This is a genomic window from Caulobacter sp. FV1ye6ST, from assembly GCF_058681225.1.
Genome location: NZ_CM178733.1, coordinates 448,234 through 459,797, shown reverse-complemented (window position 1 = coordinate 459,797; position 11,564 = coordinate 448,234). Strand labels below are relative to the sequence as shown.

6 protein-coding genes are annotated in these 11,564 nt (G+C 67.7%); 2 read left to right on the top strand and 4 right to left on the bottom strand.

The features are described 5' to 3' along the window. Positions 1-50 precede the first annotated feature (50 nt). Positions 51-2,393, top strand: a complete 2,343-nt coding sequence (locus ACW175_RS02265; protein ID WP_492103051.1) for a TonB-dependent receptor — start codon at positions 51-53, stop codon at positions 2,391-2,393. 88 nt (positions 2,394-2,481) lie between these two features. Then, positions 2,482-3,423, top strand: a complete 942-nt coding sequence (locus tag ACW175_RS02260) for an alpha/beta hydrolase (RefSeq protein ID WP_492103050.1) — start codon at positions 2,482-2,484, stop codon at positions 3,421-3,423. Between the two features lie 60 nt (positions 3,424-3,483). On the opposite strand, the gene ACW175_RS02255 is transcribed toward ACW175_RS02260, so the two are convergent. The 4 genes from ACW175_RS02255 to ACW175_RS02240 form a co-directional block, all read right to left on the bottom strand. Next, positions 3,484-5,901 carry a glycoside hydrolase family 31 protein gene (locus ACW175_RS02255; protein ID WP_492103049.1) on the bottom strand — a complete coding sequence of 806 codons (2,418 nt, stop codon included), beginning with the start codon at positions 5,899-5,901 and terminating at the stop codon, positions 3,484-3,486. Positions 5,902-5,903: 2 nt separating this feature from the next. Beyond that, complete coding sequence (locus tag ACW175_RS02250; RefSeq protein ID WP_492103048.1) at positions 5,904-7,151, bottom strand: MFS transporter; 1,248 nt, start codon at positions 7,149-7,151, stop codon at positions 5,904-5,906. A gap of 220 nt (positions 7,152-7,371) precedes the next feature. Then, positions 7,372-8,595: a histidine-type phosphatase gene (locus ACW175_RS02245; RefSeq protein ID WP_492103047.1), complete on the bottom strand. Its 1,224-nt coding sequence runs from the start codon at positions 8,593-8,595 to the stop codon at positions 7,372-7,374. 95 nt (positions 8,596-8,690) lie between these two features. After that, positions 8,691-11,495 carry a TonB-dependent receptor gene (locus ACW175_RS02240; RefSeq protein ID WP_492103046.1) on the bottom strand — a complete coding sequence of 935 codons (2,805 nt, stop codon included), beginning with the start codon at positions 11,493-11,495 and terminating at the stop codon, positions 8,691-8,693. Positions 11,496-11,564: the final 69 nt, after the last annotated feature.

The following is an 11,564-nucleotide window of genomic DNA, read 5'->3' as shown; positions in this document are numbered from 1 at the left end:
GTGTAGCCAAGCTTAAACAAAATTAAAATCAATAACTTAGGGAGGGAATTATGCGTAAGTTGATCTTGCTCGCCAGCGCGGCCACCGGTGTTCTGGCCGTGCCGAGCCTCGCCGCGGCCCAGGACAATCAGCCCACCGGCCTGGCCGAAATCGTCGTCACCGCGACGAAGCGTTCCGCCAACCTGCAAAGCGTTCCGGTGGCCGTCACCGCCATCACCGGCGAGACGATCCAGAACCAGCGCATCAACGAGTTCGGGGATCTGACCCGCGCCGCCGCGTCGCTGACCCTGACCCAGAGCACGGCTTCGCCGAACAACGCCATCATCCTGCGCGGCATCGGCACCTACGCCTTCTCGATCGGCGTCGAGCCTTCGGTCGCCGTCATCATCGACGATGTACCGGTGGTCCAGCAGGCCCAGGCCTTCGACAACCTGTCCGATGTCGAGCGCATCGAAGTGCTGCGCGGCCCTCAGGGCACCCTGTTCGGCAAGAACGCCAGCGCCGGCGCGATCAACATCGTCACCCGTGATCCCTCGGTCGCTTTCAGCGGCCACGCCTCGGCCACCGCCACCACCGACCGGGGCTACAAAGCCGACGCCTCGATTTCCGGCCCGATCTCGGACGCCACCGGCTATCGCCTGGGCGTCTACTACAACCACTGGGACGGCAACGTCCGCAACCTCACCAACGGTCAACGCCTGAACGACAACACCTCGTACGGCGTGCGTGGCAAGCTGCGGTCCGAATTGACCGACAAGCTGGTGATGTCGCTGAGCGGATCGTACGCCAAGTCCAAGTCGGACGGCACCGCGGCGACGCTGCGGTTCATCGACCTGAACTACATTCCCGCGGGCGCCACCACGGCGGTGATCCCGAAGTTTAACGGCGTCTCGATCGTGCCGGCCCTGGCCGGCATCACGCCCGGCGCGAAAAACCGCAAGACCCGGGTCGACAATCTCGGCTTCACCGACAACAAGCAGGCCAGCTTCAGCGGCAAGCTGAGCTACGACCTCGGCTTCGCCAACCTGATCTCGGTCACCTCGTACCAGGACTGGAAGTACAACTTCGCGGCCGATGTCGATGGCACCGACCTGGCGGTCAACGGTACGGCCCCGAACGTGACGAACCCGATCCAGCCGGGCCTGGGCGTCAGCAATTCGGGACCCTATCACTCCAAGTCGTTCAGCCAGGAAGTGCGCCTGACCTCCAAGGGCGAGGGGCCGCTTTCCTACGTGGTGGGCGCCTTCTACGCCGACGCCAAGACGAGCCGCGACTTCCAGCGCGGCCCGGCCCTGATCCTGGCCAACTGGACGGGCTGGCAGAGCACGCGCAGCGTCGCGGCCTTCGCCGGCGTGGACTATAAGTTCCCGACCAACACGACCGTCAGCGGCGCGGTGCGCGTCAACAACGAGCGGATCGAGGACAGCTTCGTCAATCTGCTGTCCACCGCCACGGTCTATGTCTCGCCGACCAATATCGGGACCTGCGGCGCGGGCAGCCAGCTCTGCGCGGGCAGCAACGAGGACACGGTCGCCACCTGGAAGCTTTCGCTGAACCAGGAAGTGGCGCCGCGGGTCTCGGTCTACGCCAGCGCGGCCACCGGCTATAAGGGCTTCGCCTACGACATCTCGTCGGGCTACACGCCGCTGCGCACCCAGAACCCGGTGCAGCCCGAGAAGTCGAAATCCTACGAGGCCGGTCTGAAGAGCCGCTTCTTCGACAACCGCGTGCAGTTGAACCTCGCGGCCTTCTACACCGACTACGACAACTTCCAGGCCCAGTCGTCGCAGTACATCAACGGCGCCCTGCAGCAGAAGCTGAACAATGTCGGCAAGCTGCGCACCAAGGGCGTCGAGATCGAAGCCCAGGCCATGCCGGTCGAATGGCTGCGCCTGGACGCCTCGGCCGCCTATACCGACGCCCAGGTGATCTCGTTCCCGAACGCGGCCTGCTATCCGGGCCAGGCCCAGACCGGCACGGGCTGCGGACCGTCGACCAACCCGGTCGGTCTGGGCAATGTTCAGGACCGCTCGAACACCCAGCTACCCAACAGCCCGAAGTTCAAGATCAATCTGGGCGGCGCCATCACCCGTGATCTGGCCAGCGACCTGAAGGGCGTCTTCACCGTCAACTACCAGTACCAGAGCAAGGTCAACTTCGACCTGCTGGGCAACCCGCTGGCCGAGCAGAAGGCCTATGGCCTGCTCAACGCCTCGGCGTCGCTGGCGCGTGGCGACGTCAAGGCCACCCTGTTCGTCAACAACCTGCTCAACGAGCACTTCGTGAGCGGCATTGGCGACGGCTTCGGCTCGTACGGCGTCCACTTCGTGAGCCAGGTGCTGTCGCGCGATAGCGACCGCTACTTCGGCCTGAAGGTCGACACCAAGTTCTAGGTCCCTCCTCCCCGGACGACCTGCGATGGGGAGCGGGCCTGGCCTGCTCCCCTTTTTTATTCAAAGTCGCGAAACAGGAGACCTCGCCATGTGTCACGCCCCTTCCCGCGGATTGCTCGGCCTTCTAGCCGGCGCGGCGGTCTGTCTGGCCGCCTTGACCGCCCACGCCGCTCCCGCCGCTCCCGGAAGCTGGGTCGACGGCGTCCTGCCGATCCCCGCGCCTAAAGAGCCTCCGGCTTTCGCCCTGCCCGTGGCGAACGCGTTGGCCAACCCCGCCCACGAGGCCTGGGCCCGGCAGGATTCCAGCCAGCGCCTTGTCTACAACGTCGCGCGACCGAGCCTGACCCCGATGCCGGGCGGCCCTGCGGCCGACAAGGACGCCCCGGCGGTGATCCTGGTCCCCGGCGGCGGCTTCCAGTTCCTGGCCATGGACAACGAGGGCTACGACGTAGCCAAGCGGCTGGCGCCGCTGGGCGTACGCGTCTTCATCCTGAAGTATCGGACGATCCCCCTCCCCGACAGCATCGACGGCTTCAAGGCCGCGCTCGCCGGTACGTTCCAGCGCGGCGAGGGCGCCGAGGAACGGACCCGCCAGACGCCGTACGCCGTCGCCGACGCCCAGGCCGCCATTCGCGCGATCCGCGATCATGCCCATGAGTGGGGCGTCGATCCCAAGCGCGTGGGCGTTCTCGGCTTCTCCGCGGGCGCGATGACGGTGCTGGGGGCCCTGCAGGCCAACGCGCCCGACGCGCGGCCGGACTTCGCCGGCATGATCTACGGCCCGACCCAGTCGGACGTGGTCCCCCCGAACGCCCCGCCGCTGTTCGCCGCCCTGGCCGCCGACGACCGTTTCTTCCGGTCCCAGGACCTCAGCCTGATCCACAACTGGCGCGCCTCGGGGGCTTCGGTGGAGCTCCATCTGTACAGCGCGGGCGCGCACGGCTTCGCTTCGCGGCCGCAAGGCACGACCAGCGACGCCTGGTTCGATCAGTACGCGCTGTGGCTGAAGGCGATGAAGCTGACGCCCTGATCCGGGGACATAGCCGAGATCCTGTTCGGCCGGCGCGTTCACCGCGCCGGCCGTTTTCGTTCAGACGATCCAGGTCAGGACGAGACGCTCGATCCCCAGAATCTCTTCCCGCTGGGCGGTGACCTCCGCGCCGTTCAAGACAAGGCGGCGAGTCTCGCCGCGCGGCAGGACGAGCCCCAGGGCGCCGGCCGCCGGCGCGACCTCTCCTCGCCAGCCCACCTGGATCGTCAGCGTGTCCGCATCGGCCTCGACCTCGAGGGTCCAGCCCTGCGGCGCCGCCGGATCGCGGGGGGCGGCGTCGCTCTCGTCGAAGCCGCTCCAGGTCATCCGCCCCGCGCCGGACGGCGGGTAGAGCAGGACGCCGGGGCGCGGCGCAACGGCGGCGAAACCGGCCGGCGCGAGGTCGACGAACACGCCCGAGCCCTCTCTCGCCAGCATCGGCGGCAGACCGCTGAGCGGCGCGGCGAGGTCGTGTTCCTCCCCGCCCACATAGGCCTTGTCGTCGCGCAGGTCGCGCCAGACGGCGCCGGCTGGAAGATAGGCGCGCACGGCCTCGACGCCCGGGTCTAGGGCGGGGGCGACCAGCAGGTCCGGTCCCAGCAGGTAGGCGTCGCCGTCCTCCCAGCTCCGGCGATCATCCGCGAAGTCCAGCCACAACGGACGGGTCACTGGCTCGTAGTCGGCGTGGTGGCGCCACAGCAGGTCGTGCAGCAGCGGCTGCAAGGCGCGGCGCAGCTTCAGCGTCTCGACGATGGCCGGGGTCGCCTCCGGATACATCCAGGGCTCGTTGACGGTGCCGTCCGTGTTCCAGCTGTGGATCGAGAAACGCGGCATCACGATCCCGGCCTGCACCCAGCGCAGCAGAAGCTCGGGCTCGGGCGCGGGCCCCGCGAAGCCGCCGATGTCGTGGCCGGTGTTGGAGACGCCCGACAGCGCCAGCCCCAGGCCCATCTTCTGATTGAAGCGCAAGGTCTTCCAGGCGGTGTAGTTGTCGCCCGACCAGGTCTGGGCGTAGCGCTGCATGCCGGCCATGCCGCTGCGGGTGACCACATAGGGCCGCTCGTTCGGCCGATAGGCGATCTGCGCCGCGCGGCTGGCGCGCATCATCAGGAGGGTTTGCACCGACCGCTCGGCCGCCGCGTCACGTGGTTGGCCGAAGCCGGCGATGCGGGCCCGGCGGTCCCAGATCTCGTACTCGTTGTTGTCGTTCCAGGTGGAGCGAATGCCGTAGGCCAGAAGTTGCTCGGTCACCTGGGCGCGCCACCAGGCGGCGGCGGCGGGCTGGGTGAAGTCGACATAGCTGCCGACCTCGTCCCAGAACTGACACACGATCGGGTCGCCGTCGGCGTCGCTGACGAACCAGCCCTTCCCGGCCAGCTCCTCATAGCGCGGATGGGTGACCAGCAGGGCCGGCTTGATGTTCGGAACCAGCTCGACCCCGGCCTCGGCGTAGCCGCGCACGAAGCCTTCCACGTCGGGGAACTTGTCGCGGTTCCAGTGGAACACGTAGCGCCGGTCGCCGATCGAGGTGTAGCCCGACGACAGGTGAAAGGACTCGCACGGAATGTCGTGGCGGCTCACCCCGGCGATGAACTCACCCATGCGCTTCTGCGCATCCGGCGCGTCGGTATAGGTCATGGTCGAGCCGGAATAGCCCACCGCCCAGCGCGGCATCAGCGCCGGCCGGCCGGTCAGCCAGGTGTAGCGGCGGGTGACCTCGCGGGCGTCGGGACCGGCGATCATGTAGTAGTCGAGGTCGCCGCTCGCCGCCCGCATGTACCGGTAGTGCGGATGGTAATTGTCGTGCTCGTGGCCGAAGTCGAACACCGGGTCGGCGGTCGTGTCGTAGAAGACCCCGTGCGCCGCGCCCTCGGCGTCGACGACCAGGACATAGGGGATCGACTTGTACAGCGGATCGTCGGACGAAGCGTCGTAGCCCATCGGGTCCAGATTGGTCAGGCGGAACCGGCGGCCGGCGCGGTCCATGGCCCCGGCCCGCTCGCCCAGGCCATAGTAGCGCTGGCCCGGCGTCCGCTTGACGTAGTGATAGACGCCCTCGTCCCACCAGCCGAAGTTATAGGCCTGGGTCGGGCGGTCCTCGGCGATCATTCGCCAGCCGCCGGGCGTCTGTTGCGACCAACGGCAGAAGAAGCCCTCGAGCGTGATCTCCAGGCGCAGACGGGAGGTCGCCAGGACCAGGAATCCGCCCTGTTCTTCCAGCGTGAAGACGGGCGTGGCGAAGCCCGAGACGTCCATGCGGTCGCGGCCGGGCTCGGCGATGTCGGTCTGTCCGGGGGCGATGGCCCAGCTGGGCGGCGAGGTCGGCGCGCCATCAGCCAGCAGCAGGACGCGGACGACGTCCTCTTCCAGCACGAAGACATGGGCGACCGCGCCGGTGTCCGCGCGCAGGGTCACCCGGGGGCCGTCGCGCTCGGCCAGGGCGAAGAGGGGCGGCTGGGCCAGACTGGCCTTGCGCATGATCAGGCTTCCTTCACGATGAGATGACGGCGCATGGCGAACAGCCAGATGGCCCCGATCAGGTCGAACACGCCCAGGCAGGCGAACAGCGGCGCGAAGCCGATCTTGTCGGCCAGCTGGCCGATCGCCAGCGAGAAGAGCAGGCCGCCCGTCCAGCCGGCCATGCCCACGAGGCCGTTTGCCTTGGCGATATCGCCCTTTGGGAAGACGTCCGCCGACAGGGTGTTGATCAGGACGGAGATCACCTGGTGGGCGAAGCCGCCGATGGCCAGCAAGGCGATCGCCGCCATCGGATGGCCGACGATGCCGACAAAGCCCGGCGCGATCATCAGCACCGCGCCCATCGCCACGCCGGCGATACGCGAGCCCTCCAGGCTCAGGCCTCGCCACTTCTGTAGAAACGGCGCGAGGTAGCCGCCCAGGATGCCGCCCGCGTCGGCCGCCAGGAACGGCATCCAGGCGAACAGGGCGATGTGGGTCAGATCCATCCCCCGCTCCTTGGCCAGGTATAGCGGGATCCAGAACGAAAAGGTCTGCCAGGCCGGCTCCGCCAGGAAGCGCGGCACGGCGATAGCCCAGAACCGCGGCGTGGCGGCGATCGCCTTCAGGGTCGAGGCGCTGGACGTGACCGGTCGCTGGCCGGCCTCGATCTCCGCGCGCTCGGCGGGCGAGACGAAGCCCGCCTTGGCCGGCGAGCGGTAGAAGCGGAACCACACGCCGGCGAAGACCACGCCGATCAGGCCCGTGACGAAGAACGCCGCCTGCCAGCCCCAGGTCTTGGCGACCAAGGCGACGAGAACCGGCGCGATCACCGCGCCGAGCGAGGTGCCAGCGTTGAACCAGCCGACGGCGACGGAGCGCTCGCGATCCGGAAACCACTCGCCGATCGACTTCATGCCGGCCGGGATCGCGGCGGCCTCGGCCATGCCCAGCATGCCCCGGAACGCCGCCAGCGAGACCCACCCCTTCGCCGCGCCGTGCATCATGTTGGCCACGCTCCAGGCCAGGGCGAACAAGGCGAAGCCGGCGGTCAGGCCAATCTTGTCGATCAGCAGCCCCGCGATCGGCTGCATGACGGTGTAGGCCAGCTGGAAGGCGCCGACGATGTAGCTGTATTGCTCGGTCGTGATCGCCAGGTCTTGCTTCAGCTGCGGCGCCAGGACGCCGAGCGAATTGCGCGCGATGTAGTTGATGATCGTGCCGGCGATCACCAGCAGGAGGATGCGCAGCCGCGCCGAGCGCCAAGTCACTGTTCTTCCTGCCCCTTTGATTATTATCTGAGCGACGAGCGCGACCGCCCCCAGGGCCGCCCACGGCCATTCCATCCATGGCCAATTGAGATTGGCCTGTCAATTTCCAAAGAGTGGTCAGGCCACTTTAGTGGTCGACGATCTTCTTCGGTCCTGGAGGGGCTCAAACTACAGCCGACAGCGGCGCGCCAACGCTTCTGAAGCGGCCCGCCCCCGCGCCTTAGTTGAGCGCCGTCCTGTCCGTCGTGATCGCCTCGGCGAGACGGCGGCGGAATTCTTCCAACGGGATAGCCTTGCGCTCATGGCCGAGGACGGCGATCGCCGGCCTGGAAACGCGGGCGCCCAGTCGCCTCAACGTCTCTGGCGACTGGGTCTGGTAGTGGACGCGAACCGATCGGTTTCCCGCGTCGTCCACGAGGCTCATGAGGATGAGCGCGCCGCCGGGCGGAACGTCCCCCGTGGCGTAGCCGGGCGCGTCGAGGGGAGCGCCGAGCGCCGCCGCCATGGCCGTGACGTTGGTGTCGTGGCCCATGAAAACGTCGACTCCGCCGGCTCCTGGCGCGTCGAAGGCCTCCAGCACGCGTCGGCTCAGCGGACCGGCCTGGCGCGCCGTCATGTAAGGCGGGCGCGTGAAGACATCGAACAGCGCGGCGTGCAACGCGCCCAGGCGCTTCAGGGCGCTGGGCTTGATGGCGCGCCAACTCTTGGGGGTGGGCGACAGCCCCTCGACATATTGCAGGAGCAGCACCTGCGCCGTGCCGGAAGCGTCGCGGACGGGGCCGGTCAGGTCGATCCCGCGTCCGTCCGCCGACGGCGTCACGGCGGAGGCGTGGCGGGGCGAGCAGGGTTTGGCCGCGCCGCAGTCCAGCACCTGGTCCAGTTCGTCGAGCGCCGGCTTTAGGCGCGCGGCCAGGCGATCGACGCCGCCCGTATAGGCCTGGATCGAGGCGATGGCGGCCGCCGGATCGAACGGGGCGACGCCCGCGCGCAGAGGCTCGAACAGCGGATCGACTTCGCCTTGCGGGCGATGACCGACGCGGGTTCCGCATCCAGCCGTCAGGCCCTGGGCGAAGGCTTCGCCGCTAGCGATCGTGCGCTGGGCGGTGTTGGTCCAGATCCGCACCTGGCCCTCGGCGGGGCATCCGCGCGCGGGCAGGACCCCCAGGCCGGCCAGCCAGCGGCGGTCCGAACGCCCCAAGACCTCGAGCGCCTTGGCGCCGCGCGCCGTCAGGTGCTCGGGCGGAACCGGCCAGGTCGGCCAGGGGGCGCCGGTCTGGGTGTCCAGCGGCGCCTCGCCGACGATCGGCGCGCGCACGCCGTGGCGCATGATGATGATGACGCGCTCCACGCGCGGAGAGGCGGCCTGGCTGGCGCTGGCGCAGGCCAGGGCCGCGCAGGCGAGCAGTACTTGCGCCATCAGGCGGCGGGAGCGAAGGCCGAGCATGGGCAATCCTCTGCGGGTTGTGGTCCAAATGCAGCGATGCGCTCCTCGCGGGAGGAGCGCATCGCGTCTTCGTGGCGCCGGGGCCCGTGGCGCCGTCAGAAGCTCTTCTTGAGCGTCAGCAGCGTGGTCCGGCCGGAGTCGACGACGTCCGAGAGGGCCAGGCTGTCCTTGCCGATATGCGACCAGTAGCTCTCGTTCTTCAGCAGGTTGGAGACCGAGAGGTCGAGCTTGAAGCCGCTGTCGAACGCATAGCCAACGTGCAGGTCGACGCGACGCATCGGCCGGACCCACAGGTTGTCCCACTCGCCGGGCTGATCCAGCACGTCATAGCCGGCCACATAGGCGCCCGTGTAACGGTACATCACGTCGAAGCTGAAGCCGCCCTTCTGGTAGAACAGCTGAGCGTTGGCCAGCCAGTCGGGCGCGTTCTGGATGCGGTTGTCGACGCCGTCGCCCAGGTCCACGCTCGTCCACTGGCGGGTGACGTTGATGCCGGCGCCGAAGCCGCTGAGCAGGCCCGGCAGGTCCGAGAACTTCTGGCGCAGCTGCAGTTCCAGGCCATACACGTCGCCGTCGCCGCCATTGGTCGGCTGGCTGATCGTGGTCTTGCCCTCGGCGTAGGTGTCGGTGTTCACCGAGCTGGAGCCGTTGTCGTACATGTAGTCCGACAGGCGCTTGTAGAAGCCGCCCAGCATGGCGTAGCCGCCCTTGGTGTTGCTCCACTCGCCCGACAGGTCGAGGTTGATCGCCTTGATCGGCTTCAGGTCGGGATTGCCGCGGGAGATCGAGACGCTGCCGTCGTCGCTGATCGAGCGGCGCTCGCCGCCGGCAAGCTGGATGAAGGCCGGGCGCGTATAGGAGGTCCAGACCGAGCCGCGATAGACGGCCGCGTCGCCGGGGCGCCAGGTCACGAACACGCTGGGCAGGACTTCATTATATTCGGTGTTGCTCTTGGCCCAATTGCCCGTCTGCTCGCCGGCGCTGGTGGTCGGGATCGCCCAATAGGTATTGTCGATCTTGCTGTGCTCGTAGCGCAGGCCGGGCGAAACCTCGACATCGCCGAACTGATAGTCGGCGACGGCGTAGATCGAGGCCACGGCCTCGTCGCCCTTCTGGGTGTTGCAGTTGTAGTTGTTGATCGCGTTGGAGCCGCAGGTGTCGAACGAGGCGGCGGTCTTGTACTTGTAGAAGTACTCGAACAGCTTCTCCTGGCTGACCTTCGGCACGCGCCACTCGTACTTACCCGGGAACACCGCGTCGTAGTAGCCGGTGGAGAGGCCCAGGCTCTGCCAGGTCAGGCCGCCCTGGCCGATCAGGTTGGCGAAGTGGTCGTTCGTCCAGTCGCGGTTGGTCACCCGACGGTGGCTGTCGACATATTTGCCGCCCAGCTTGATCCACCGCAGGGCGCCGCCCTCGAACACGCGCTTGGCGTCGAACTTGAAGCCGTACTTCTGCTGGCCGCTGTATTGCTCGGTCAGCTGGCCCGCGCGCCGCGCCAGCAGGGCGGTGTTGGCGTTGTTCAGATCGTCGTAGATCGTGGAGGTGAACAGCGGATAGGGCAGGTTGTCGGCATAGCCGATCGACAAGCCTCCAAGGGGACGATTGGCGCCGTTGTTGTACTTGTCGCTCTGGTTGATCCGCGCAGAGGCTTCGATGTGGTTCGGGCGATCATTGGCGCCTTCGCTGTAGAAGACCTGGGGCGAAAGCGTCCAGGCGCCCAGCGTCTTGTCGAACCCAGCCTGCAGGGTGGCCAGATCGGCCTCTTCCGGGTTGGTTTCGTACCAGACGCGGGTTGAGATCTGATCGACGCTGAGGGCGTAGCGGCCGCTGCCGGCGACCGCCTCCTTGTAGCTCTTGCTGGTGCTGACGAACTGGCTGAGCGTCGAGTTCTGCTGGGTCTTGGCGTAGGCGTAGGAGCCGCGCAGATAGGCGTCCAGCGTGGCGTCCGGGCGCCAGTTCAGCGTGAAGTTGCCACCCCAGCGCTCGGTGTAGCCGTTCGAGACGCCGAAGTTCACGCCCGTCTGCGTGATGTTCTTCTCGGGATCCAGGCCGGGATAGCTGGCGCCGGCGGCGTTGCGGACCAGGTAGCTCCAGCCGCCGTCGTTCTGGGCGGCCATGACGCCGGCCATCTCGCTGTTGGCGTAGTTGCGCTTGTCGTAGAAGGCGCTGGCATAGACGCCGAAGCTGTTGTCCGGGCCGAATTTCTTGGCCAGTTCGGCCGACAGGCCGCCGCCCAGGCCCTTGTCGCCATAGTCGCGCGCGCGGCTTTCGACCCGGCCCGAGGCGGTGACCGAGCCCGAGAAATCGTCGCGGAAGTCGAAGGCCGAGGGGGTGCGGAAGTCGACCGTGCCGCCGATGGCGTCGCCGTCCATGTCGGCGGTCGAGGTCTTGTTCAGCACGATCGTGTGCAGGCCCGACGGCGGCATCAGGCTCAGCTGGACCTGGCGGCTGTAGGGCATGCCCTGCGCCACGGTCACGCCGTTGATCATGTTGACGTTGAACTCGGCGTTCAGGCCGCGGATCGAGACGAACATGCCTTCGCCGCGCGAGGCGCCGTCAATGCCGCCGAAGAACGACGAGCCGGTGTTCATCACGTTGACGCTGGGCATCATGCCGAGCGCTTCGGCCACGTTGTGGACGGCCGTATGTTCGAGGTCTTCCGCCGACAGCACCGCGATCGCGTTCGCCGCGCGCATCTGCGTCTTGGCCGCGTCGTTGCGCTTGGCGACGATCAGCAGCGAATCGACGGCTTCGGACGGTTCGGTCGCCGGCGCGGCTGTCTCGGCATGGACTCCGCTCGCCCCGACCAGGCCGAAGACCCCCGCCAACAGCGCCGCCTTGATCGACTTGCCCGCTTGCCCGCGCGGACGCTTGGCGCCCTCGCCATTCCACACTTTCATGACCACACCCCTGACTTGGTTCGCTGTTCGCGACGGCGCGGCTCATAAGGGACTGTTGAGACAAGGGTG

What these genes read in the sequence shown, in the direction of transcription:
- ACW175_RS02260 (WP_492103050.1), top strand. Translation starts at nt 2,482, where the DNA reads ATGTGTCACGCCCCTTCCCGCGGATTGCTCGGCCTTCTAGCCGGCGCG.
- ACW175_RS02245 (WP_492103047.1), bottom strand. Translation starts at nt 8,595, where the DNA reads ATGCTCGGCCTTCGCTCCCGCCGCCTGATGGCGCAAGTACTGCTCGCC.
- ACW175_RS02255 (WP_492103049.1), bottom strand. Translation starts at nt 5,901, where the DNA reads ATGCGCAAGGCCAGTCTGGCCCAGCCGCCCCTCTTCGCCCTGGCCGAG.
- ACW175_RS02240 (WP_492103046.1), bottom strand. Translation starts at nt 11,495, where the DNA reads ATGAAAGTGTGGAATGGCGAGGGCGCCAAGCGTCCGCGCGGGCAAGCG.
- ACW175_RS02265 (WP_492103051.1), top strand. Translation starts at nt 51, where the DNA reads ATGCGTAAGTTGATCTTGCTCGCCAGCGCGGCCACCGGTGTTCTGGCC.